The sequence below is a fragment of the Pseudomonas sp. 9.1(2019) genome (assembly GCF_009910445.1).
Classification (GTDB): Bacteria; Pseudomonadota; Gammaproteobacteria; order Pseudomonadales; family Pseudomonadaceae; genus Aquipseudomonas; species Aquipseudomonas paraversuta.
In genome coordinates this window covers 196,502-219,680 of sequence record NZ_VBWF01000002.1, presented here as the reverse complement: position 1 = coordinate 219,680, position 23,179 = coordinate 196,502, and the positions used below count along the sequence as shown (strand labels likewise).

Annotated in this window: 18 protein-coding genes; 15 read left to right on the top strand and 3 right to left on the bottom strand. The window is 59.2% G+C overall.

The genetic code is table 11. From position 1 onward, the window contains the following. Positions 1–172 precede the first annotated feature (172 nt). From waaF to FEZ21_RS01690, 7 genes are read left to right on the top strand one after another with little or no spacing between them, the layout of a single operon-like run. The gene (waaF, locus tag FEZ21_RS01720; RefSeq protein WP_003438906.1) at positions 173–1,207 is read left to right on the top strand and encodes a lipopolysaccharide heptosyltransferase II; all 1,035 of its coding nucleotides are present in this window, start codon (positions 173–175) and stop codon (positions 1,205–1,207) included. Further along, positions 1,208–2,269, top strand: a complete 1,062-nt coding sequence (waaC, locus tag FEZ21_RS01715; protein ID WP_003438909.1) for a lipopolysaccharide heptosyltransferase I — start codon at positions 1,208–1,210, stop codon at positions 2,267–2,269. Next, on the top strand, positions 2,269–3,393 hold the full coding sequence (locus FEZ21_RS01710) for a glycosyltransferase family 4 protein (RefSeq protein ID WP_003438913.1): 1,125 nt from the start codon (positions 2,269–2,271) through the stop codon (positions 3,391–3,393). The genes waaC and FEZ21_RS01710 overlap by 1 nt, the downstream gene beginning before the upstream one ends. Then, positions 3,390–4,196, top strand: coding sequence for a lipopolysaccharide core heptose(I) kinase RfaP (rfaP, locus tag FEZ21_RS01705; protein ID WP_003438916.1), 807 nt, complete (start codon positions 3,390–3,392; stop codon positions 4,194–4,196). The genes FEZ21_RS01710 and rfaP overlap by 4 nt, the downstream gene beginning before the upstream one ends. Beyond that, on the top strand, positions 4,196–4,930 hold the full coding sequence (locus tag FEZ21_RS01700; protein ID WP_127195722.1) for a lipopolysaccharide kinase InaA family protein: 735 nt from the start codon (positions 4,196–4,198) through the stop codon (positions 4,928–4,930). The genes rfaP and FEZ21_RS01700 overlap by 1 nt, the downstream gene beginning before the upstream one ends. Further along, positions 4,927–5,679 carry a lipopolysaccharide kinase InaA family protein gene (locus tag FEZ21_RS01695; protein ID WP_003438921.1) on the top strand — a complete coding sequence of 251 codons (753 nt, stop codon included), beginning with the start codon at positions 4,927–4,929 and terminating at the stop codon, positions 5,677–5,679. Before FEZ21_RS01700 ends, FEZ21_RS01695 begins: the two co-directional genes overlap by 4 nt. Beyond that, entirely contained in the window at positions 5,679–7,118 is a 1,440-nt protein-coding gene (locus tag FEZ21_RS01690) for a lipopolysaccharide kinase InaA family protein (RefSeq protein ID WP_160626307.1), read from the top strand. Before FEZ21_RS01695 ends, FEZ21_RS01690 begins: the two co-directional genes overlap by 1 nt. 233 nt (positions 7,119–7,351) lie before the next feature. Here the strand turns inward: FEZ21_RS01690 and FEZ21_RS01685 are convergent, their stop codons facing one another. After that, positions 7,352–9,433, bottom strand: coding sequence for a TonB-dependent receptor (locus FEZ21_RS01685; protein WP_160626305.1), 2,082 nt, complete (start codon positions 9,431–9,433; stop codon positions 7,352–7,354). A 283-nt stretch (positions 9,434–9,716) separates the two neighbouring features. Between FEZ21_RS01685 and FEZ21_RS01680 the strand changes: the two genes are divergently transcribed. The 7 genes from FEZ21_RS01680 to FEZ21_RS01650 all read left to right on the top strand — a co-directional run bounded on the left by FEZ21_RS01680 (position 9,717) and on the right by FEZ21_RS01650 (position 17,971). After that, positions 9,717–11,474, top strand: coding sequence for a carbamoyltransferase (locus tag FEZ21_RS01680; RefSeq protein WP_003438928.1), 1,758 nt, complete (start codon positions 9,717–9,719; stop codon positions 11,472–11,474). Continuing rightward, entirely contained in the window at positions 11,458–12,588 is a 1,131-nt protein-coding gene (locus tag FEZ21_RS01675) for a glycosyltransferase (protein ID WP_160626303.1), read from the top strand. The genes FEZ21_RS01680 and FEZ21_RS01675 overlap by 17 nt, the downstream gene beginning before the upstream one ends. Then, positions 12,588–13,484: an antimicrobial resistance protein Mig-14 gene (locus tag FEZ21_RS01670; RefSeq protein ID WP_003438932.1), complete on the top strand. Its 897-nt coding sequence runs from the start codon at positions 12,588–12,590 to the stop codon at positions 13,482–13,484. Before FEZ21_RS01675 ends, FEZ21_RS01670 begins: the two co-directional genes overlap by 1 nt. Before the next feature lie 103 nt (positions 13,485–13,587). After that, positions 13,588–14,994: a PIG-L deacetylase family protein gene (locus FEZ21_RS01665; RefSeq protein ID WP_160626302.1), complete on the top strand. Its 1,407-nt coding sequence runs from the start codon at positions 13,588–13,590 to the stop codon at positions 14,992–14,994. Between the two features lie 63 nt (positions 14,995–15,057). After that, the gene (locus FEZ21_RS01660) at positions 15,058–15,942 is read left to right on the top strand and encodes a DUF6625 family protein (RefSeq protein ID WP_029612535.1); all 885 of its coding nucleotides are present in this window, start codon (positions 15,058–15,060) and stop codon (positions 15,940–15,942) included. Next, the gene (locus tag FEZ21_RS01655; RefSeq protein WP_127195727.1) at positions 15,939–17,090 is read left to right on the top strand and encodes a glycosyltransferase; all 1,152 of its coding nucleotides are present in this window, start codon (positions 15,939–15,941) and stop codon (positions 17,088–17,090) included. The genes FEZ21_RS01660 and FEZ21_RS01655 overlap by 4 nt, the downstream gene beginning before the upstream one ends. After that, on the top strand, positions 17,087–17,971 hold the full coding sequence (locus tag FEZ21_RS01650) for a glycosyltransferase (protein ID WP_127195728.1): 885 nt from the start codon (positions 17,087–17,089) through the stop codon (positions 17,969–17,971). The genes FEZ21_RS01655 and FEZ21_RS01650 overlap by 4 nt, the downstream gene beginning before the upstream one ends. 75 nt (positions 17,972–18,046) lie before the next feature. On the opposite strand, the gene FEZ21_RS01645 is transcribed toward FEZ21_RS01650, so the two are convergent. Together FEZ21_RS01645 and FEZ21_RS01640 are read right to left on the bottom strand one after the other, a co-directional pair. Further along, the gene (locus FEZ21_RS01645) at positions 18,047–19,252 is read right to left on the bottom strand and encodes an acyltransferase (RefSeq protein WP_160626300.1); all 1,206 of its coding nucleotides are present in this window, start codon (positions 19,250–19,252) and stop codon (positions 18,047–18,049) included. After that, positions 19,249–21,111 carry a bifunctional O-antigen ligase/aminoglycoside phosphotransferase family protein gene (locus FEZ21_RS01640; protein ID WP_178092358.1) on the bottom strand — a complete coding sequence of 621 codons (1,863 nt, stop codon included), beginning with the start codon at positions 21,109–21,111 and terminating at the stop codon, positions 19,249–19,251. The genes FEZ21_RS01645 and FEZ21_RS01640 overlap by 4 nt, the downstream gene beginning before the upstream one ends. Positions 21,112–21,268: 157 nt before the next feature. On the opposite strand from FEZ21_RS01640, the gene msbA reads away from it, so the two are divergent. Continuing rightward, positions 21,269–23,077 (top strand): lipid A export permease/ATP-binding protein MsbA, encoded by a 1,809-nt coding sequence (gene msbA / locus FEZ21_RS01635; RefSeq protein WP_003438945.1) that lies wholly within the window; start codon positions 21,269–21,271, stop codon positions 23,075–23,077. The last annotated feature ends 102 nt before the right edge of the window (positions 23,078–23,179 follow it).

The window sequence follows — 23,179 nt, the reverse complement described above, 5'->3', positions numbered from 1 at the left end:
TCTGTAGGAGCGAGCTTGCTCGCGATGGTCGTTAACGCTAACGCGTGTTTACTGGATAAACGCGGCGCTATCGAGATCATCGCGAGACAAGCCCGCTCCTGCGGTTGAGGTAACAGGGCTTTTAACAGACAGGTATCAGGCGAATGCCTCCCTTGCTCGTTTATGGAAACTTATGAATATTTTGATCGTTGGGCCCAGCTGGGTCGGTGACATGGTGATGGCACAGACACTGTTCCAGTGCCTGAAACAGCGTCATCCGGATTGCGCAATCGATGTGCTGGCCCCCGAGTGGAGCCGGCCCATCCTTGAGCGCATGCCTGAAGTTCGTCAGGCCTTGAGCTTTCCGCTCGGCCACGGCGCACTCGAACTGGCCACGCGACGCAAGATCGGCAAGTCCCTCAAGGGTCAATACGATCAGGCAATCCTGCTGCCCAACTCGCTGAAATCGGCACTGGTGCCGTTTTTCGCCGGTATCCCCAAACGCACCGGCTGGCGCGGCGAGTTCCGCTACGGCCTGCTCAACGATGTGCGCAAGCTCGATAAAGACCGCTATCCGTTGATGATCGAGCGCTTTATGGCCCTGGCCTATGAGCCCGGGGCAGACCTGCCCCGGCCGTACCCGCGTCCTGCGTTGCAAATCGACCCGGTGAGTCGCGCTGCGGCACTGGGCAAATTCGGTCTGGCGCTGGACCGTCCGGTGCTGGCGCTGTGCCCGGGTGCCGAGTTTGGCGAGTCCAAGCGCTGGCCGTCGGAGCACTACGCGGCGGTGGCCGAGCAAAAAATTCGCGAAGGCTGGCAAGTCTGGCTGTTCGGTTCCAAAAACGATCACGGGGTGGGCGAAGACATCCGCGCGCGGCTGATTCCGGGGCTGCGCGAAGAATCGGTCAACCTCAGCGGCGAGACTTCCCTGGCGGAAGCCATTGACCTGCTGTCGTGCGCCGATGCGGTGGTGTCCAACGATTCCGGGCTGATGCATGTGGCAGCGGCGCTTAATCGCCCGTTGGTGGCGGTGTATGGCTCCACGTCGCCGGGCTTCACCCCGCCCCTGGCCGACAAGGTCGAGATCGTGCGCCTGGGTCTCGATTGCAGCCCCTGCTTTGATCGTACCTGCCGTTTCGGCCACTACAACTGTCTGCGTGAGTTGATGCCGCAGCCGGTGGTTGAAGCCTTGCAGCGTTTGCACGGCTCTGTGGTCGAGGTCAAATAGGTGCGCGTCCTGTTGGTAAAAACCTCATCCCTGGGGGATATCATTCATGCCCTGCCGGCATTGACCGATGCGGCGCGGGCCATTCCGGGGATCACCTTCGACTGGGTGGTGGAAGAAGGTTTTGCCGAGATTCCGACCTGGCACCCGGCAGTGGGGAAAGTCATTCCGGTGGCCATTCGCCGCTGGCGCAAGAATATCTGGCAAACCATCAAGAGCGGTGAATGGCGGCGCTTCAAGCAAAGTCTGCGCGCCGAGAAATACGACCTGGTGCTCGATGCCCAGGGCCTGCTCAAAAGTGCCTGGCTGACGCGCTATGTCAAAGCTCCGGTGGCCGGCCTGGACCAGAACTCTGCCCGCGAACCGCTGGCCAGCCGCTTTTATCAACGCCGCCTGGCCGTAGCCAGGGGGCAGCATGCAGTTGAGCGCCTGCGCCAGTTGTTTGCCGTTGCCTTGGGCTACGACCTGCCCAAGGGGCTGGGCGATTACGGGCTCGATGTTGAGCGGCTGATTGAATTACCGCGCAACAAGCCATACGTACTGTTTTTGCATGGCACCACCTGGGACACCAAACACTGGCCTGAAGTGTATTGGCGCGATCTGGCGCTACGCATGGGACACAAGGGCATTGAAGTTCGCTTGCCCTGGGGCAACCCAGCGGAAAAGGCCAGGGCAGAGCGCATTGCCAGTGGCTTGGGCAACGCCGTGGTACTGCCCAGGCTGAACCTGGCGGGTGTTGCCAGGGTGCTGGCCAGCGCCAGTGCCTGTGTGGCGGTCGATACCGGCCTTGGGCATCTGGCAGCGGCACTGGATGTGCCCACCATCTCCCTGTTCGGCCCGACCAATCCCGGCCTCACGGGTGCCTATGGCAAGGTGCAGATTCACCTGGCCAGCGATTTTCCGTGTGCCCCGTGCCTGCAGAAAAAATGTACTTACCAGCCGACTGCACAGGACCAGCAGCGGTTTGATCTGAAGAGCGAGTGGCCTTTGTGCTTCACTCGCCTGAACCCCGAGCGTGTCGCAAGTCGATTAAGCACGTTGTTACTGGCTGAGGAACTGCGCTGATGCAACTGGCTTTTGTGTTGTACAAATACTTCCCGTTTGGCGGCCTGCAACGCGATTTCATGCGCATTGCCCTGGAGTGCCAGAAGCGCGGGCACCAGATCCGGGTCTATACCATGATTTGGGAAGGCGATATTCCGCCGGGCTTCGAAGTGCTGGTGGCGCCGGTCAAGGCGTTCTTCAACCACACCCGCAATGAAAAAATGCTCGCCTGGATGCAGGCCGATCTGGCCAAGCGCCCGGTCGATCGGGTGATTGGCTTCAACAAAATGCCGGGTCTGGACGTGTACTACGCGGCGGACGGCTGTTTTGAAGACAAGGCGCAGAACCTGCGGCACGCGATGTATCGCCATTTCAAGCGCTACAAGCACTTTGCCGAATATGAGCGTGCGGTATTCGACAAGGATGCCGCGACCGAAATCCTGATGATTTCCGAGGTCCAGCAACCGCTGTTTATCAAGCATTACCAGACCCCGTTGCAGCGCTTCCATTTGCTGCCACCGGGTATCGCGCTGGACCGTCGGGCACCGGCCAACGCGGCCGAGATCCGCGCCGAGTTCCGCCGCGAATTCCAGCTGGCCGATGACGACCTGTTGCTGGTGCAGATTGGCTCCGGGTTCAAGACCAAGGGTGTGGACCGCAGCTTGAAAGCTCTGGCCGCTTTGCCCCCTGAGCTTAAAAAGCGCACCAGACTGTTCGTGATCGGCCAGGACGACCCCAAGGTCTTCCAGCTGCAAAGCGCCACCCTGGGGCTGGGCGACCATGTGCAGTTCCTTAAAGGGCGCAGTGATATCCCGCGTTTCCTGCTGGGCGCCGATTTGCTGATCCACCCGGCCTATAACGAAAACACCGGCACGGTACTGCTGGAAGCACTGGTGGCCGGGCTGCCGGTGCTGGTCAGCGCAGTGTGCGGCTATGCCCACTACATCAGCGACGCCGATTGCGGGCGGGTGCTGGACGAGCCGTTCGAGCAGAACCAGCTCAATGAATACCTGACACACATGTTGTCCGACGATGCTGCGCGTGCGGCCTGGAGCCGAAACGGCCTGGCCTACGCGCAGACGGCCGACCTCTATAGCATGCCGCAGCACGCTGCGGATGTGATTCTGGCGGAGCAACACCGATGAAACTGATTCTTGCCGAACCGTTCAAAAGCTTGTGGGCCGGACGCGATGCGTTCACCGAAGTCGAGCGTCTGGAAGGCGAGGTATACCGCGAGCTGGAAGGTCGACGTACCTTGCGTACTGAACTCGACGGGCGTGGTTTCTTTGTGAAAATTCACCGTGGCATTGGCTGGGGTGAAGTCTTCAAAAACCTGCTGACCGCCAAGCTGCCAGTACTCGGGGCGGGCCAGGAATGGCGTGCGATCAAGCGCCTGCATGAAGTCGGCGTACCGACCATGACGGCCGTCGCCTATGGCGAAAAGGGCAGCAACCCGGCCGCGCAGCACTCGTTCATCATCACTGAAGAGCTGGCGCCCACCGTCAGCCTCGAAGACTTCAGCCTCAACTGGGTCAAGCAGCCACCGCAGCCCAAACTCAAGCACGCGCTGATCGCCGAAGTGGCACGCATGACCGGCATGATGCACCGCGCCGGGGTCAACCATCGCGACTGCTACATCTGCCACTTCCTGCTGCACACCGACAAGCCGGTCACGGCGGACAATTTCCGCCTGTCCATCATCGACCTGCACCGTGCCCAGACCCGCACTGTGATCAGCAAGCGCTGGCGCAATAAAGACCTGGCGGCGCTGTACTTCTCGGCGCTGGACATCGGTCTGACCCAACGCGACAAACTGCGCTTCCTGCGCGGTTATTTCCAGTTGCCGCTACGCCAGATCCTGCGCGAAGAAGCCCGCCTGCTGGCGTGGCTGGAAGGCAAGGCAAGCAAACTCTATGAACGCAAACTGCGTTATGGGGATGCACTGTAATGGCGGGTTGGAATCTGGAACCGGCTTACAGCGCTCTGGCAGCGGATTTTGGCACTCTGGACGCGGTCTTCGCCTTGCAGGGAGAGCACCTGACCCGTGATCCGCTGTCCGAAGTGATTCGCGTCGAGCGCGCCGGGGTCAATTATTACGTCAAGCGCTACACCGGAGCCGGTAAAGGCTTGCGCCGTTATCTGGGGCGGCCGCGGGTCAAATCCGAATGGCAAAACCTCAAGCGTTTCGCCAAGTGGGGCATTCCCACGGCAGAGGTCGTGGCCTGGGGCCTTGAGCGCAGCGGTGCGGCCTATGCCCGTGGCGCCCTGATTACTCGCGAACTGCCCAATACCCGCGACTTGTCAGAACTGGCCGACAACCACGATCCGTTGCTCAAGGATCGGCTCTGGGTCGACGGTGTGAGTCGTCAACTGGCTCGCTATACGCGGATCATGCACGACCACCGCTTCACCCATAACGACCTCAAGTGGCGCAACTTGCTGATCGACGATCAGGCAAAACTGTATTTGATCGACTGCCCCAATGGCGACTTCTGGCGCGGTTTCTGGCTCAAGTACCGCATCACCAAAGACCTGGCCTGCCTCGACAAAGTGGCCAAATACCACCTGTCTGCCACCCAGCGCCTGCGTTTTTATTTCCAGTACACGGGGCGTAATACACTCAATGCGGCGGACAAAGAGCGGGTTCGTCATATCGTGCGTTTCTTTGAGGGCCGGGAATGACTGATTTTATTGCAGGCACTGACCGCGCCTTGCTTGAGCGTAACGGGCTGGCCGACTTTGATGCATTGTGGGCCGTGCAACTGGACGCGGTGGACGAACCCAACACCAGTGGTGGTGGCTGGAGCAGCGTGTTTCGTATGGATCTGGAAGGCCAGGGCTTTTACCTCAAGCGCCAGAGTAATTACCTGACCCGCACCCTGCATAGCCCCCTGGGCGAGCCGAGTTTTGCCCGCGAGTTTCGCAATATCGAGCGCTACAAAACGCTGGGTATTCCGGCGCTGGAGGCCGTGTTCTTCGGCGAGCGCAAAGTGCCGGGCGAACGTCGGGCGATCCTGATGACCCGCGCTCTGGATGGCTGGAATGACCTGGATTCTTTGCTCGAACAGTGGCCGCAGCTGACAGCCGGGCAACAGCAGGCGATCTTGCAGGCATGTGGTCAACTGGCCCGCCGGCTGCACGCGGTGCGCCAGGTTCACGGCTGCTTTTATCCCAAACACATATTCCTGCAGCCTGACGGTGCGGCCTATCGCGCGCAACTGATCGATCTGGAGAAAACCCGCCCGTTGCTGCTGGGGCAGCGTGATCGGGTCAAGGACATCGAGCCGTTGCTGCGCCGGGCAGATGCCTGGACTGAAGCCGGGGTGCGCGCCTTGCTCGCCGCCTATCTGGAACAACCGGCTGACAGCGGCCTGGTGGATGCGTGGTATCAGCGCCTTAACCTGCGCCGTAGCCGCAAAGGGGAACGTTGATGCGCCTGTCCGAATTGCAAAAAGCCGGGCGTGCGCCGGGTTTGCCGCTCAGCATTGAACTGGCGGACGCCGCCGGGCCGGCGCGGTTGCAACTATTGACCTTGCTGCGTGTATTGCCGGGCCAGCGCTATGTCGGCGCCGGTGTCTGGCGCGGGCGTGCGGTACTGGCCAAGTTGATGGTCGGCCCTAAAGCCGCGCGCAATTTTCAGCGTGAACTCAATGGCGTGCGTCTGCTGGCCGATCAAGGCCTGACCACCCCTTTGCTGCTGGCCGACGGTTTGCAGGAAGGCGAGGGCGGCTGGTTGTTGTTCGAATTTCTGGAAGACGCCCAAAGCCTCGATATGGCCTGGAAAGCCGTGCAGGCTCTGCCGGTACTGGCCGATGAGCAACAAGCTGTTCTGGCAGAGGCCCTGGGTGCGATCGGGCAGATGCACCTCAAGGGGCTCTGGCAGCAAGACCTGCACCTGGACAACCTGCTGCGTCACAACGGCAAACTGTATTTGATCGACGGTGCGGGGATTTGCGTCGAAGAGGCGGGCAAGCCGCTGTCGCGACAAAAAGTACTGGAAAATCTCGGCGTGTTCTTCGCCCAGTTGCCGAAAAGCCTGGAGCCTTTTATCGAAGAATTGCTGGTGCATTACCTGCTCAGCAATGGTGAACACGCACTGCCGCTGGAAGCGTTGCTCAAGCAGGTGGAGAAAGTCCGTGCCTGGCGGCTGAACGACTTTTTGACCAAGGTCGGGCGCGACTGCACCTTGTTTAGCGTGCAGCGCGGGGCTTTTGCCCTGCGCGCCATTCGCCGCGACCAGGAGGCGGCGATGCTGCCGGTACTGGCTCAAGCCGATGCCTTGCTCGATCGGGGGCACCTGTACAAGACCGGTGGCGCGGCGAGTGTTGGCAAGGTCGAAATGGCGGGCCGCACGCTGGTGGTCAAGCGCTACAACATCAAGGGCTTTGCCCACTGGCTCAAGCGCTTCTGGCGTCCGAGCCGGGCCTGGCATTCGTGGCGCGAGGGCAACCGCCTGGGGTTTCTCGGCATTGCTACGCCCAGGCCGCTGGCGCTGCTGGAAACACGTTTTTGCTGGCTGCGCGGTAAAGCGTATCTGGTGACCGAGTACTTGCCGGGTGCGGACATCATCGAGCGCTTTGCGCCCTATGTTGAGCAGGGTAATGCGCCAGAAGTCGAGTTGCAGGCGCTGGATGGCCTGTTTGCCGATTTGATCCGCGAGCGCATCAGCCACGGAGACCTCAAGGGTCACAACGTGTTCTGGGACGAAGGGCGCTGGGCACTGATTGATCTGGATTCAATGTGTCAGCACCGCTCCCTGAGTAGTTTCGCCCCGGCCTATGTCCGCGACCGTGCACGCTTCATGCGTAACTGGCCGGTGGACAGTGCCTTGTATCAAGTGATCGACGGCCGCCTGCCCAGACAGCCCTGACCCCAACCCTCTGTAGGAGCGAGCTTGCTCGCGAGCGTTTCGTTGCGGCGCTGGAAGAGCTCGCGAGACAAGCTCGCTCCTGCGGGGGGATTCGCTGTTTGTATCTGGCCCCGGCGGCCCCCGGTAGCCCTGATCCCCCAACCCTCTGTAGGAGCGAGCTTGCTCGCGAGCGTTTCGTTGCGGCGCTGGAAGAGCTCGCGAGCAAGCTCGCTCCTACAGGGGCGGGGGGTCGTTTAAAAGCGGTATTCGGCCCCGGCGCCGGCATACCACGAACGGCCCGGCGCGGCTTCGTAGAAGCGGCTATTGCCGTCGGCCACAATCACCGAACCCACGTACTGACGGTCCAGCAGGTTGTCCAGGCGCAAGGTCTGGTGGAAGGTCCAGTGCTCGACCTTCTGTTCAAACCTGGCCCGCCAGTTGAATACGCTGTAAGCCGGTGCAGCTTTTGCGGTGTTGGTGTCTTCAACGTAGACCTTGCTGCGGTACATGCCTTCGATGGCGGTGCTGACCCAGTCGGCCGGCTTCCAGTTCACTTCGGCAAACAAGGTGGTCTGCGGTACGCCAGGCAGGTAGTTGCCTTTGTCGACAGTACCTTTGGTGCTGGCGAAGTCGCTGTCGTAGGTCGCTTGCAGGCGGGTGTAGGCCAGGGTAGTGGTCCAGTGCTCGCTGAGCTGGCTTTCGATCCCCAGTTCAAACCCGCGGCGCAGGGTGCGGCCGGCGTTCTGGTAGGTCGTGCGCCCGCCGCTATTGCCCAAAACCACCAGCTCATCTTCGGTGGTGATCTGGAACACGGCCGCGTTGATCCGGGTGTTGTCGATCTGCGCCTTGAGGCCCATTTCGTACTGCGTGCTTTCGGAAGGCTTGAGGCCGAAGTTAAAGCCAGTGCCGCTGGGTGAATAGGCCAGCTCGGCCTGGGTCGGCGTTTCAAAGCCTTTGCCTGCGCTGACATAACCATGCAGCTCAGGGGTGAAGGCATACATCACGCTGACCGACGGCGTGGCTTTTTCATAGCGCTTGGTGCCGCTGTCGTCGCCATTGCTCAAAAATTGATCATCGACATCCATTTCCATGGTGCTGTAGCGCAAGCCGGCCTGCAGGGTCCAGTCGTCGATGGCCCAGTTGGCCTGTACATACGGATCGAGACTGCGGGCGGTATCGACCTCGTCGCGTACCAGCGCGCCTTTGACCCCCAGTTGGTCACCTATGTAGTTGTTGTAACCGTGGCGACTGTCCTGGCTCTGGTCAAAGTCCAGGCCACCAATCAGGGTCAGTTCGCCCGGCACGCCAGCCACAGGTTGCAGCCAGCGCAGGCTGCCACCGTAGAACTTGCGGTCGAACTGAACCACACCGCCCCCCTGGTTGTTGCTGGGGGTTCCCTTGGGAATCGCCAGGTACTGAATAACGCTGCGGGTGCCGGTGTAGGCATTGACCTGCAGGGTGGCGTCGCCGATATAACGCTCGTAGTTCATCCCCAGTTGCTGGTGGTCGATGCTCTTGCGGGTGTTGTAGGTCAGGGCTGCGGGGGTCACCGAGCGCGGGTCGGCCTTGTAGGCATCCCAGCTTTGTCCCAGCGGGTCTTGGGTGCCGTTTTGCTCAAGGCTGCTGTAAATCAGCGCCAGCTTGCTGTCTTCATCGGGGTGCAGGTTGAGCTTGGCAAAGGTCTGGTCACGACGTGCAGCGCTGTGGTCGCGGTAGCCGTCGGTGTCCATGCGCGAGGCATCGAGTACAAAGCCGACATCATCGGTGGCGCCTTCGGCAGTGAGGTGGTTTTTGCTCATGCCGTCGCTGCCGATCAGGGTTTCGGCACCAATGCGCGGCGGGCCTTCGCCATCACGGGAGAACATTTGAATAACCCCGCCGGCGTTGCTGCCGTACAAGGTGGCCGCCGGGCCACGCAACACTTCAATGCGCTCGGCGGTATCGAGGTTGAAGGTGGCGGCTTGCCCCTGACCGTCGGGAGTGCTGGCCGGGATACCGTCTGCAATCAACTTGATGCCACGCACGCCGAATGCCGAGCGCGCGCCAAAGCCACGGGAGGAAATTTGCAGGTCCTGGGCGTAGTTCTGACGGTTTTGCACCACCAGCCCCGGCACCCGGGATAAAACCTCCGAGGCATTAATCCCCAGTTGGCCGTCGCTGATTTGCTGTTGGCTGATGCTGTCTACCGAGTACGGCAGATCAAAACTCGGGCTGGCGCTGCGCGAGCCGGTGATGACGCTCGGGTCCAGTTCCAGGGTTTGGGCGGCGAAACCGGTGGAGGCCAGGCTCAGGCCGGGCAGCAGCATGGCAAGGCGTGCAGGTGCAAAAAATTTCATGGGCGGTTCAGGGATTCCGTGTGAAGCGACCTGTCTGGGCGACGGGTATCAGGCTAGCAGAGGGCGCGCAGTTTAGCGGGTGCCGCGCCGGATTGCTTGGCCAGGGCATGGGTGGCGACTCGGGAGGCCTGTTCCAGGGCCGGGGAGCGCGGCAAATCGCGCTGGGTCATTCCCTCGCGCTTTACGCTATAATCCCGCCCTTTAGTTGTTTCTGCGCCTTGGGCGCAGCACACCATTTTTTCAGGCGCCTGCCGCCTGCCTGCATTCCAAAGAGGCACAACCTGTGGCATTGACGATTCTTGGCCTGTCCGGCGCCCTGAGCCATGACCCCTCCGCAGCCCTGTATATCGACGGCAAGCTGGTCGCAGCGGCGGAAGAAGAGCGATTTGTACGTGATAAGCATGCCAAGAACCGCATGCCCTACGAATCGGCGAAATTCTGTCTAGAACAGGCCGGTATCAAGCCTGGCGACGTTGACGTGGTTGCGATCCCTTTCGCACCGATCAGCCTGTTCGGCAAGGCGCGCTGGCATTATGCCAAGCGTTACTGGTACGCCCCGGACCGCGCCCTTGACGCGATCCTGATGGGCAACCGTCGCTACAAGCGCTATCGCAACAAGATTGTGTTCTGTCTTGAGCAACTGGGCTTCGATCCGAAAAAAATCAAGATCGAACCGGTTGAGCACCACCTGGCCCACGCCTCCAGCGCTTATCACTGCTCGGGTTTCAAAGAGAAAACCGCGATCCTCGGCATCGACGGCAAGGGTGAGTACGCCACGACTTTCTTCGGTTATGGCGAAAACGGCAAGATCACCAAGATCAAGGAATTCTTCGATCCGGACTCCCTGGGCGGCCTGTACGGCGCGATTACCGAGTTCCTCGGTTTCGAGATGCTCGACGGCGAGTTCAAGGTAATGGGCATGGCGCCGTATGGCGACGCCAGCAAATACGATTTCTCGCGTCTGGCCTCGTTTGAAAACGGCGAACTGGTGATCAACACCGAATACGCCAACGTCATCGGTCTGCGTCGCTACAAAGAAAACGGCAAGGGTTTCTACTTCTCGCCAAAACTGATCGAGTGGCTGGGGCCCAAGCGTGAAGGCGATATCGCCGACGAACCTTACATCCACTACGCGGCCAGCATGCAGGCGCTGTTTGAAAAACTGTCGCTGCAAATGATCGATTACTACCTGGGCGACATCCTCAAGGAGACCGGCAAGATGGCCTTCGCGGGCGGCTGCGCGTTGAACGTGAAGCTGAACCAGAAGATCATTGCCCGCCCTGAAGTCAAAGAGCTGTTTGTGCAACCTGCGTCCGGCGATGCCGGTACGGCAGTGGGCGCAGCAGCCTATGTGTCCCACGCTCGCGGCGTGCCGGTGGAGAAGATGGAACACGTCTATCTCGGCCCTGCGTACAGCAACGAAGACGTGATTGCGGCCTGTGCCCGTCACCCGGGCAAGCCGGCGTATCGCAAAATCGACAACACCCCTGAGCGCATCGCCAAGATCATGGTCGACGGCAACCCGGTGGCCTGGTTCCAGGGCCGCATGGAGTTTGGCCCGCGTGCCCTGGGCGGTCGTTCGATCATCGGTTGCCCGAGCAGCGAAGGCGTGGCTGACCGCATCAACGAACAAATCAAGTTCCGCGAGCGCTGGAGGCCTTTCTGCCCGTCGATGCTCGATACCGTGGGCCCGCAGATGATCAAGGTCGATCACCCTGCGCCATTCATGACCTTCACCTTTGAAGTGTCGGATGAGTGGAAGTCCCGTGTGCCTGAGGTTGTCCATGAAGATGGCACCTCCCGCGCCCAGGTGCTCAAGCGCGAATACAACCCGCGCTACTACGACATGATGAAAGCACTCGAAGTCCTGACCGGTAACGGTGTGTCGCTGAACACCTCGCTCAACCGTCGTGGCGAACCGATGGTTTGCTCGCCGACCGATGCGCTGAACATGTTCTTCGGCTCTGACCTGCAGTACCTGATCATGGAAGACATTCTGGTTGTTAAAGAAGGTGCGCAAACGTATGAATCGCTCGACTGAGCGCCATGTACTGCAGTTCTGCCATGGCTATGACGGGCCGTTTCTGGACTGCGCGCGTCAGTACGCCAGCCTGTTTGCCGGCACTGGCTATCGCGTTACCACGGTCTTTTTGACCGGGGCGGCCGATCCCGAGGTGGCTGCAGGTTGTGCGTCTGATGAAGTGCTGTTTATGGAATTCAGCTCAAAGGCCATTCGTGGCCTGAAGCTGGGAGCCATCCGCGAGCTGCGTAAAATCGCAGCGTCGCGCAATTTCAGCTTTTGCATCGCCCATCGCTTCAAGCCGATTTATGTGGCCTTGCTGGCCACCGGTTTGCCGGTGATTGGCGTGCATCACGCCTTTGGCGATTATCAGCGTCGCAGTCGTAAACTTTTCGCCAACCTGTTCCGTAAACGCCTGAGCCTGCTGGGTGTTTCGGATGCGGTGCGTGATGACATGCGCCAGTGCCTGCCCAAGTGGCCGACCGGGCGCATCAGCATGCTGTACAACCGCATCGATGTTGCTGGCGTACAAGCCGGGCAGTTGCCGGGCACCCAGGCGCGTGAAGCGCTGGGGTTGTCGGTTGATGGCTTTATTGTCGGTAACGTCGGGCGCCTGCATCCGGACAAAGACCAGGCCACGTTGATCCGGGGTTTTGCCAGGGCGTTGCCGGGCTTGCCTGCCGACAGTCAGCTGGCAATTCTGGGCAAGGGCCGCCTGGAGCAGGACCTCAAAGAGCTGGCGACAGAGCTGGGAATTGCCGAGCACGTGAAGTTTTTGGGTCAGGTGCCTGATGCCCGTCGCTATTTCCGCGGGTTTGATGTGTTTGCCCTCAGTTCCGATCATGAACCGTTCGGCATGGTGCTGCTGGAAGCCATGGCTGCTGGAGTTCCGCTGCTGGCCACGGCCTGTGGCGGCGCCAGGGAAGTGGTCGAAGGCGTCGGGATCCTGTTCCCGCTGGGTGATGCCGAGCATTTGGCCCAGGGCCTGCAACATCTGGCCGTGCTGGATGACGAACAGCGTCTGGCCTGTGCCGAGCTGATGTTGGCGCGCTTGCAGGAGCGCTTCAGTGATCAGGCCGTGCGCGACACTTTCTGGCATTTGCCGCAAGTTACCGACCTGACTGCGGAGTCCTGATGCTCAATCGATTTCAAGGCTGGCGCGAGCGTGGCTGGAGCGTTGTCGATGCTCCCGCTTATGCTGAGGCCTGGCAGCGTTTTGGCGGCAGTGTCGCGACCCATCCGCTGGTGGTCGAGCGCCTGGCCGCACTGGCCGGGATCCCGGTGCGCTATCTGGCGTGGGAGCAAAATGGCGAGCTCAAAGCGGCGATTCCTGCCTGGGGTCGTGATGTGGCCCTGTCCAAGGACGTGCTCAAGCGGCACGGCAAAAAAGGTCTGTTTGATCTGGGCAATGCCGAGTTGATCCTGCCCGCGGCCGCTGACGCCAATGCGCCGTTGCGCCATCGTGCACGTTATCTGTCGCAGCTCAACGAAGGTCGTTTCAGCAACCTGGTGCTGCAGCCCGAGCAGTTGGCCATGGCCCGTACCCCTGAAGAACTCTCGAAGAAGTTCCGCTATAACCAGCGCCGCGAACTGCGCTTGCTGGAAGAGGCGGGCGGTGTGGTACGTCCGGTGGCGGAGTTTTCCAGTGTTGAACTGGCCTCGATTTACTGCGATCTGTTTTTGCGCCGCTGGGGTTTTGTCGCCACCGGTGCCGAGCGCATGGCAGAGGTGATCGAGCTGTTGCGCGAGCTGTTGATCGGCTCGGTGATTTTCCTTAACAATTTGCCGATTGCTATTCAGTTGGTGTATCGCGTTGAATCGCCGCAGTGGATCAGCGTTGAGTATGTCAATGGCGGTGTCGATCCCGAAACCCGGGCCTTCAGTCCTGGCAGTGTGTTGAGCTTCCTCAACACCCAGTCGGCCTGGGAGCAGGCCCGTAGCCTGAACAAACCTTTGCGCTTTTCGTTCGGTCGCGCCGACCGCGAGTACAAAGAGCGGTGGTGCAACCCGGTGCCGGTCTTCAAAGTGTAAAGGTCTTGCAGGCGCGAGCTTGCTCGCGAGCTTTCCGTTATTGCGTGAAAAGATCGCGAGCAAGCTCGCTCCTACAGGAAATAAAAGCCTTAGAGCAAAAGCCATGAGCCGCAAACAACAACTCCTCAAGCGCCATCGGCGCAACAAACGCGTGGGTCTGCTGATTGGCCTGCTGCTGTTGATTGCCAGCGGTGTGCTGCTGGCCTGGTGGCTGCCGCCGGTGTTGGCGGTTCTGGGCTGGGTGGCCCATGAAGCCTGGTTTGCCGACCACCTGTTCTATTCACCAAAAGATGATTATCAGTACAGCTTTGCGCCGGACACCGAGCGTGTGGCGGTACGTCTTGAGGGCGAAAGGCTGCTAGTCGATCAGCCTCCGAGCCTGACCGGCGACGAAACCCTGATTCTGGCGGTCAGGATCAAGGCCGGGATACTCGGACGTTTTGTCGATCCGTTCGTGCAACTGTTCGCCGCCCAGACGACGGATAAACAGACCTTCGAGCGCGGGGTCAACGGCCTGCGCTATCTGAATCTGAGCGGCTTTGCGTCATCGCTGGCCAGCGGCACGTTGCGCCTGCAAGGACGTTTTTGCCGAGTGGCGGGCGAGCCCGAACTGTGGGTGTTCCGCCAGCCCGACTACCGTGATCAGCGGGTCATGGTGATCGCTCCCCATGCCGACGATGCCGAGCTGGCCGCTTTCGGGTTGTACAGTCAGGCCGCAGAGGCCTGGATCGTGACCCTGACCGCTGGCGAAATTGAAGCCGGGCATTATCAGCAGATGGGCCTTGGACGCGCCGAAGCGGCGCGACTCAAGGGCCGTCTGCGGGCCTGGGACAGCCTGGTGGTACCGCGTTGGGCGGGCGTACCCGAAGCCCATTGCGCGCAGCTGGGGTATTTTTGCCTGCAGCTCCCTGCGATGCAGGCGGCCCCCGATCAGCCCGTTGCCTCTCGCGAAGCTGACCTGAGCGATATCCGCCTGTTTCGTCAGCTCAATCCGTTTGCGCTGCCCGGTGATCTGGATGGCGCCCCGACCTGGAACAACCTGCTGGCGGACTTGCGCGCCTTGATCCTGCGGGCGCGCCCCGAAGTCATGGTGCTGCCGCATCCTGCAATCGACCCGCACCCGGATCACATCTGTGCCCACGCCGCTGTTCTTGAGGCGCTGCAAGGGCTGGAGTGGCAACCGACGACGATTCTGGGGTATGCCAACCATCTGCACGATAACGATCGCTGGCCAATGGGCGATAGCGGTGATGGCATTGCATTGCCACCTGTATTCAACCCGGCCCTGGTGTTGCAGCCTTGCAGTTTGTCGCTGACCCTTGCGCAGCAGCACGACAAGGCCATGGCACTGGGCATGATGCACGACCTGCAACCCCGTGCCGCGCTCAAGCGGCGGGTTCGTCGCTCTATACAACAGCTCCTTGCAGGCAGAAAGCCATCACCTTATGGTGAGAATGAGTTTTTCCGCAAAGCAGTCAGGCGTCATGAGCTTTTCTGGCTGCTCCAATAATAAAAGCACAGTAAGCAGGGCCATAGCATTGGCTCTAATCTCGACCTTTACATTGAGTTCCCAGTGATAAAACCAACGCCACGTATTTTATTTATCATCCCGTACTTCGGCCAATGGCCGTTCTGGATGCCGTTTTTTTTGCAAAGTTGTCGGCACAACCCTGATATTGACTGGCAGTTTTTCAGTGACTGTGGGGTACCTGAAAACCTGCCTGCCAACGTGACAGTCCAGACCATCAGTTTTGCTGATTATTGCCGCAAGGTCTCGCAGCGCCTGGAGATCAATTTCGCGCCCAAAAATGCCTACAAATTGTGCGATATCAAGCCCGCTCTGGGCTATATCCATGAAGACTGCCTGGAAGGCTATGACTTCTGGGCCTTTGGCGATATCGATCTGATCTACGGCGATTTGCGCAGTTATTTCACGGCGGAGCGTCTGGCCAGGTTTGATCTGTTTTCGACCCACGAGCGACGAGTGGCGGGGCATCTGTGCTTGATGCGCAATACACGCTGCAAGCTCGAACTGTTCAAGAAAATAGAGGGCTGGCAGCAGCGGTTTACCGACGATCAGCATCATGCGCTGGACGAAGGGGCTTTCAGTCGTATCTTCCTGTGGCGCAAGAATTTCCCCAAACCACTATTTGAACTGGTGGGCAAGTTCAATCCGCTTCGTCGTACCAGTGACTTTACCGAGGCCTTCAGCACGCCGGGTGGCTGCATAAAGTGGCATGACGGCACTGAAAACTTCCCGGCCAAGTGGTTCTGGAAGAATGGCATATTGAAGAATGATCGTGACGGCGATCATACCTTTCCGTACTTTCACTTCGTGTGCTGGAAGCGTAATGAGTGGGCGAAGTTGCCAACGCCCGATCCAGCTTCAATCCAGTGTCTGGCTGCAGAGCCCTCCTGGGTTATTGATGCCACCGGATTCCACCGGGGAGAGTTATGAAGCGTTCAAAGGTTTTGCAGTTGCAGCCCGATTACAACGTCAAATCCCATGACTTTGCCGACCTTGCCGAGCAGATCGTGCGCGCGCTGCCCAGCGAGCGCTATGAAATCACGGCGGCATTTTTGCGTGGTCGTCCGGGGCCGGGCGAACCAGTGAGCAAGGCCGATCATTCGGTGTATTTCGAGTTCAGCGACAAGTCGCTCAAGGGCATGCGTATCCGTGCCATGTGGGCGTTATACAAGTTCTGTCGTAAAGAGCAGTTCGATGTAGTGATTTGCAACCGCTTCAAGCCGGTGAACATGATGCTGCAACTCAACCGCTGGCTGAAAATCCCGCTGTGTGTGGGGATTTCCCACGGTTTTGGCGAGTACGACCGCTTTTACCGGCGCAGTCAGGCCAAACGCCTGATCGATAAAGCCTGGCGTTTTGTCGGCGTATCGCCTGCGGTCAAACAGTACTTGCTCGACTGCCAATGCGGTTTCACTGAGCAGAATACCTACGCCATTACCAATGCCATCGACATCGAGCAGGCCGAGGCTTTGCAGCTGCCACGCCAGCAGGCGCGCGAAAAGCTCGGCCTGGATCAGGATGCGCGGATGATTGGCGCGCTGGGTCGCCTGGTGCCGATCAAGGGCCATCGTTTTTTGCTGCAGGCTTTCGCCGCCCTGAAAGACAAATACCCCCAGGCGCAACTGGCAATTATTGGTGCTGGCCGCGAAGAGGCGCGTTTGCGCGAGCAGATCGGGCAGTTGGGGCTTGAGGGGCGGGCACACCTGCTGGGCTTTCAGGAGAACGCACTGCAGTACGTTCGCGCCTTCGATATCTGGACCATGCCTTCGCTCGCTGAAGGCCTGGGGCTGGCGCTGCTGGAAGGCATGAGCGGGCATTTGCCGGTCATCGCTACCAATGTCCCGGCCATGCTGCCGTTGATTGAGGGGGCAGGCGGTCTGGCAGTCAAACCCAGTGACGTGGTGACACTGACCGCTGCGCTGGATGAGTATCTGGCATTGCCGGATGCAGCACTGCAGGCCAAGGGCGAGCAGGCGTATCGTTACCTGCAGGAGCACCATGACATTGAGGTGTTCCGTCAGGAGTATCTGGACTTGATTGACTCTGGCTTGAGCCAGGCACGTAAGGATCACCCATGACAGACTCGCAGCCACTGGTAACGGTGATCATCGCTTCCTACAACCATGCTCCGTATATCGAGCAAAGCATCCAGAGCGTTCTGGATCAGACCTATCCCAATATCGAGTTGCTGGTTATCGATGATGGTTCGCCGGATGACAGCGTCGAGCGCATTCAGCGCCTGCAGCAAGCCCATGGTTTCGACTTTCGGGTACAGCAGAATCAGGGCCTGACCAACACCCTCAACGGCGCGATTGCCCGCGCCAAAGGCAGCCTGATTGTGCCGTTCGGTTCGGATGACATCATGATGCCGGACCGCATTGCAGTTCAGGTCGCCTACATGGACGGCAAGCCCGAAGTCGGTATTTGCGCGGGTAACATCGAGCTGATTGATGCCGAGGGCAATCTGTTCCCGGAGAAGCGCCAGCGCCGTGACGTACCGTTTCGCCGTCTCGATTTCGAAGACATGTTTCTTGAGCGCAAGCCTTATCCGCCGGCCCCGACCCTGATGATTCGTCGTGAGGCGCTGGACAAAGTGGGGGGGTTCGATCCGCAGATCCGCCTGGAAGACCTGTATATCGAGCTGAAGGTCACCCATGCCGGGTACTTCATTGATGGCTTGAACGTGGTGATGGCGCGCTATCGCAAGCACGCCACCAACTCGTACAAAAACCACCGGTTCATGATCGACAGCATTCTGAAAACCTACGCGTTATTCAGCGATCACCCGCTGTATGACCAGGTGCGGTACAAGTTTCTCAATTCCATGTTCCTGAAAACCGCCAATCGCAACCGGGCCCTGGCCCGGGAACTGCTGGCTCAAATCCCGTTCCGGCACTGGACGGGCAAGACCTGGCGGGGCCTGGGGCGGCTGTATTTTTCGCCGCTGGAAAAAGACTAGGACCTGCCTGCAGGAATGAGCTGGCTCGCGAGCTTTTTCAACGACCGGATCTTGCGAACAAGCTCGCTCAGCAGGTCAGGCCTTGGCCCTGACCTGCGCGCGCTGGCGTAACCAGTCCACGACCTTTCTGCCGGCATTCATGCCGGGCTTCTCGATGTACAGGAAGGTCAGGCTGCTGACGATGATCAGCAGGCAACAACACAGCGCCCCCAGCATCACGAAGGTCAGTGGTTCTGTGGTATCGAACGGCAATATCAGTGGCGTACGCTGGATCATCAGCCAAATCAGGAAACCGTGCAGCAGATAGGTGCTGTAGCTGATTTCGCCCATCCAGCGAATGCTGCGCAGGGTCAGTGCGCCGAACAGCGTGTGGCCCGAGGCGATAATCGAGAACACCAGTGTCAGCAGCACCAGAGGCAGGAAGGCGAAGCTTTTCTGAAACTGGGTAATCACCAGCAGCAGCACAATCAGCGCAATGCCCCCCGCAAGAGGCGTCTTGCTCCAGGCCGCCAGCCTGGGCTGACGTACCCAATAGGCTGCTGCCACACCTCCCAGGAAACTCATGAGGAAGTGCTTCTTCAGCGAGTGTTCCCAGCCGACCAGCTGATACAGGGCGTAGATACCCAGCAGGCATAAAACGGTCTGCCTCCAGTTACGGCGGTACAGAAACACCATCCCGAACAGCGGCAGTGACATATAGAAGAACACTTCGTAGTTCAGGGTCCAGGTCACGTTCGAAATCAGAATGCCGGTCTGCGGGTACTGGTTGATGTCGGGCCGGTCGAAGATCAGCCAGCTCATGATCTGGCCGGCCACTTGCAGCGGGGCGTCCTTGAACGTCCAGTCCTGGATATAAAACACGCTGAAAATCACCAGCACCAGCAATGGCAAGTACAGCGGGTAGAGACGAAACACCCGCGACACGGCGAAGGCCAGCCAGTCGAAGTCGCGCCTCTTTTCCATGAGGCGCCCCCAGAACAGAAAGCCGGTGATCATAAAGAACAAGGCCACACTTGCCAGTCCGATCTGGGCGTAGAACTTGCTCTTGGGCACATCGAACACCCCGGTATGCAGAAATACCCAGATGATCGCCATGTGGTGAACGAACACCCCGAACGCCAGATAACCGCGCAAGCCATCGACGCTGGCATAGCGGCTTTGGCCTGGATGGCTGAGGAGGCGCTGGAGTGCCGGGAAATACCGCAGCAGTAGCCCGGAGGTGGCTATCGCCAGGGCATACGCCATCAGCGCCCAGAGAACGCTGTCGTTCGCCAGGCTCAAGTTTTGACCGCCCGGGAAAGCGCGGCAACCTGTACGCGCAAACCTTCCACAGCGCTCGGGGATGCCAGTGTGGCGTAGCCTTGCAGCAGCTCAGGGAGTTGCTCTTCGAACAGCCAGCGGCGGTCTTCAGGGTAACGTTGCATGTGGCGCAGATTTCTTTGGCGCAAGGCATTTCTCAGGGGGGAGGGGAAAATACGCATGTCTGCGATATCGATCAGCGCGAACTCGCCATCGTCCATCAGCAACACATTGCCCAGGTGCAAGGACCGGAAGTACACCCCCTTGTCATGCAACAGGGCCAGGAATTTGCCAAAACGTTCGACCAGCGCTTGCCGCACGGCGGGTGAGCCCATGGACTGCATGACCTGGCGCAGTGTTTGGCCTGGCAAAGGCTGATACAGCACGGCTGTGCTGCCGTCGTTGAGTTGGTACAGGTCGAGAATTGTTGGCGCCGGAATGCCCATAGCCTGCAAACGCTCGCTGTTTACGGCAAAGCGTTCCGAGTACGGATTGAAGCTGCCAGAGGTGTAGCAGCGACGCTCGCGGAACAGCTTGAGGAAGTTGCCGTTGTCCAGACGCAGAACTTTAGGCCCCAGACCGTCTTCCTCAATGATCTGTGCATGGGCTTTCAAGGTGTTGAAAGCTGCGTCAGGTAGCCGGTGGACAGGCCGGTCACGCAGGGTTTTCAGGCGCCGATTGATGCTCAGGGCAGCGATCAGGGCCAGAGGGATCCACAGCAGATACCAGTGCTCTTTAGGTCTTGAAAGAATGCCGCCGCCCTCGGTCAGGCCGGCACCAATGCCGTACACCAGCCAGGCGGAAGCCAGGATGAACAGCGGTTGCACGCGATGACGCCAGCTGCTGTACAGCGCCCATGCCTGGATGAGCAGCCAGGGCACGAAGCCCAGAATGCCCACGTAGTAAATCACCCCCAGAGCGAAGTTGTGCGGCTCGCTGAAGGCGTAGCCGATGTCTGGCAGTTGCAGGGCCAGGGAGGCGTCAAAGCCATGGCCGGTCCAGGGCTTCAACTTGATTTGCTCCAGGGTCAATTGCCACAGATCAAAGCGAAACGAGCTGCCGCGGTTTAGCATCATTTCGGAGAACAGTGTCATAACCACAATGCCGCCCGCGGCCAGCATGCTGATCAGCGCCAGCGAGCGACGGTTCCAGCAAATGAAGCTCAGCCAGATCATGCCCAGGACTATGGCTGCCAGAGGCGTTCTTGAGCCCGTAGCGAGCAGGGACACGAACATGATGGCAAAGGCAGGTATTGCGATTAACAGGACATGCGGGCGTTTGCAGGTCATGGCCAGCGAGAGCCAGTAAATACAAAAGAACCCGAAGGCATGGGAGCTGAGCAGTGGATTGTCGAATGCACCAGCGCCGACCATCCGGGCTTGCGGGACGTAAGCCTGGGCAAACATGTACAGGTTATAAACAGTGGCGATCAAGGCAATCAGCGCGGCGCCGAAGAACACCGGCTGCAGGCTTTCACTGCGGTATTTGATCAGCAGTGAGCAGCCCAGAAACAGCATCAGCAGGTGCAAGGGGGGCCTGAGCTCGTCGAGGAAGCTGTCGCTGGTGTCGCTCCAGATCAGGCTGACCAGTGCCCATGCTGAAAACACAATGAAACCGAGAATGATGGGCTCGCGCAGGATTTCTTTCAGTTCCCGGGGGCGTAGAACGATCGCGATCAGGGTAGGGATACTGAAAAAAGCGTAATAAAGTTTGTGATGAAGGCTGCGTCCAGGCAAAAAATAAAGGTCGGATAACAGCAATAACAAGCCGATGGGCAGGAGCCATAGGCAAATAAAGTCAAATAACCGTTGTTTTGAATAACTTAAGTAGCTGAATTGCATGCGGTAAAATTCATTCCAGATTTTGGACAGCCATACTAGCGTAGTGGCCATTTAATGTCGTTTTTGCTACCCCTTGGGGCATCACCCCAACCGGCACGCAGTACACCAGAGAAGCTGTGATAAAGTCAGCATCCTTTTTTACTAACCGCCGCGTGATATGACTGAATCCAGCCCCAGCGAAAGCCAATCGAGCGTAAGAATCTATCTGCGTCTTTTAGGCTATGTCCGACCCTACATCGGCCTTTTCCTGCTGAGTATTGTCGGGTTCCTTATTTTCGCTTCGACTCAACCCATGCTTGGTTACATCCTCAAGTATTTCGTTGACGGCCTGTCGAACCCGGATGCGGTGTTGTTTCCCAGCGTCCCTTACCTGCGTGATTTACGTCTGCTGCAGGCCGTGCCGATACTGATTGTGTTGATTGCAGCATGGCAAGGCCTGGGCTCGTTTCTGGGTAACTACTTTCTGGCCAAGGTGTCCCTCGGCCTGGTGCATGACTTGCGGGTCCAGCTGTTCAACAACCTGCTGGTACTGCCCAACCGCTATTTCGACAAGCACAACTCCGGCCATCTGATCTCGCGCATTACCTTCAACGTGACGATGGTGACCGGGGCCGCCACTGATGCAATCAAGGTGGTTATCCGCGAAGGCATGACGGTGGTGTTCCTGTTCGCCTCGTTGCTGTGGATGAACTGGCGCCTGACCCTGGTGATGATCGCAATTTTGCCGCTGATTGCGGTGATGGTGAGTACCGCCAGTAAAAAATTCCGTAAACAGAGCAAGAAAATCCAGGTGGCAATGGGTGATGTAACCCACGTAGCGTCCGAGACCATCCAGGGTTATCGCGTCGTACGCAGCTTCGGCGGCGAGACCTACGAGCAGAAGCGCTTTCTGCAAGCCAGCCAGAGCAACACGGACAAGCAACTGCGCATGACCCGCACCGGCGCGATTTACACGCCGATGCTGCAACTGGTCATTTATATCGCCATGGGCATCCTGATGTTCCTGGTGCTCTACCTGCGTGGCGATGCCTCCGCAGGCGACATGATTGCCTACATCACCCTGGCCGGCTTGTTGCCCAAGCCGATTCGTCAGTTGTCGGAAGTCAGCTCCACCATCCAGAAAGGCGTGGCCGGGGCTGAAAGCATTTTCGAGCAGTTGGATGAAAAACCGGAAGTGGACACCGGAACCGTTGAGCGTGACCAGATTACGGGGCGTGTAGAGGTGCGTAACCTCAACTTCACTTACCCGGACACTGACCGCCAAGTGCTCAAGAATGTATCGTTCATCGCCGAACCCGGGCAGATGGTGGCTCTGGTCGGGCGTTCCGGTAGCGGCAAGTCGACACTGGCGAACCTGATTCCGCGCTTCTATCACCACTCCTCGGGCGAAATTCTGCTCGACGGGGTAGAGATTGAACAATATCGCTTGCTCAACCTGCGCCGCCATATCGCCCAGGTAACCCAGCACGTGACCCTGTTCAGCGACACCGTTGCCAACAATATTGCCTATGGCGACCTGGCCGGTGCACCCCGGGCCGATATCGAAAAGGCCGCGCGCGATGCTTACGCGATGGACTTCATCGAGCAACTGCCGCAAGGCCTGGACACCCAGGTCGGTGAAAACGGCGTGCTGCTTTCCGGCGGTCAGCGTCAGCGTCTGGCAATTGCCCGGGCACTGCTCAAAAACGCCCCGGTGCTGATTCTCGATGAAGCGACCTCGGCCCTCGATACCGAGTCCGAGCGCCATATTCAGGCGGCACTGGATCACGTCATGAAGGGCCGCACCACGCTGGTGATTGCCCATCGTCTGTCAACGATTGAAAAAGCCGACATGATCCTGGTCATGGATCAGGGCGAAATCGTCGAACGTGGTACCCATACACAGTTGCTGGCGCAAAACGGTTACTACGCCCGACTGCACTCGATGGGGCTCGATGCCCCGCAGACCTCCGGCGATATCGCCTAGGGTCATCCTGATTTATGGGCGCCGGCCAGCCGGCGCCCATAAATATGCCTAAGGGCGATCAGGGTTTGTAGCCCTCGCCTGATTCTCATTCGCTGCATTAAT

Bases quoted from the DNA above. Each gene is read 5' to 3' on its own strand.
- waaF (WP_003438906.1), top strand. From the start codon at position 173: ATGAATATTTTGATCGTTGGGCCCAGCTGGGTCGGTGACATGGTGATG.
- FEZ21_RS01710 (WP_003438913.1), top strand. From the start codon at position 2,269: ATGCAACTGGCTTTTGTGTTGTACAAATACTTCCCGTTTGGCGGCCTG.
- rfaP (WP_003438916.1), top strand. From the start codon at position 3,390: ATGAAACTGATTCTTGCCGAACCGTTCAAAAGCTTGTGGGCCGGACGC.
- FEZ21_RS01700 (WP_127195722.1), top strand. From the start codon at position 4,196: ATGGCGGGTTGGAATCTGGAACCGGCTTACAGCGCTCTGGCAGCGGAT.
- FEZ21_RS01695 (WP_003438921.1), top strand. From the start codon at position 4,927: ATGACTGATTTTATTGCAGGCACTGACCGCGCCTTGCTTGAGCGTAAC.
- FEZ21_RS01690 (WP_160626307.1), top strand. From the start codon at position 5,679: ATGCGCCTGTCCGAATTGCAAAAAGCCGGGCGTGCGCCGGGTTTGCCG.
- FEZ21_RS01685 (WP_160626305.1), bottom strand. From the start codon at position 9,433: ATGAAATTTTTTGCACCTGCACGCCTTGCCATGCTGCTGCCCGGCCTG.
- FEZ21_RS01675 (WP_160626303.1), top strand. From the start codon at position 11,458: ATGAATCGCTCGACTGAGCGCCATGTACTGCAGTTCTGCCATGGCTAT.
- FEZ21_RS01670 (WP_003438932.1), top strand. From the start codon at position 12,588: ATGCTCAATCGATTTCAAGGCTGGCGCGAGCGTGGCTGGAGCGTTGTC.
- FEZ21_RS01665 (WP_160626302.1), top strand. From the start codon at position 13,588: ATGAGCCGCAAACAACAACTCCTCAAGCGCCATCGGCGCAACAAACGC.
- FEZ21_RS01655 (WP_127195727.1), top strand. From the start codon at position 15,939: ATGAAGCGTTCAAAGGTTTTGCAGTTGCAGCCCGATTACAACGTCAAA.
- FEZ21_RS01650 (WP_127195728.1), top strand. From the start codon at position 17,087: ATGACAGACTCGCAGCCACTGGTAACGGTGATCATCGCTTCCTACAAC.
- FEZ21_RS01640 (WP_178092358.1), bottom strand. From the start codon at position 21,111: ATGCAATTCAGCTACTTAAGTTATTCAAAACAACGGTTATTTGACTTT.
- msbA (WP_003438945.1), top strand. From the start codon at position 21,269: ATGACTGAATCCAGCCCCAGCGAAAGCCAATCGAGCGTAAGAATCTAT.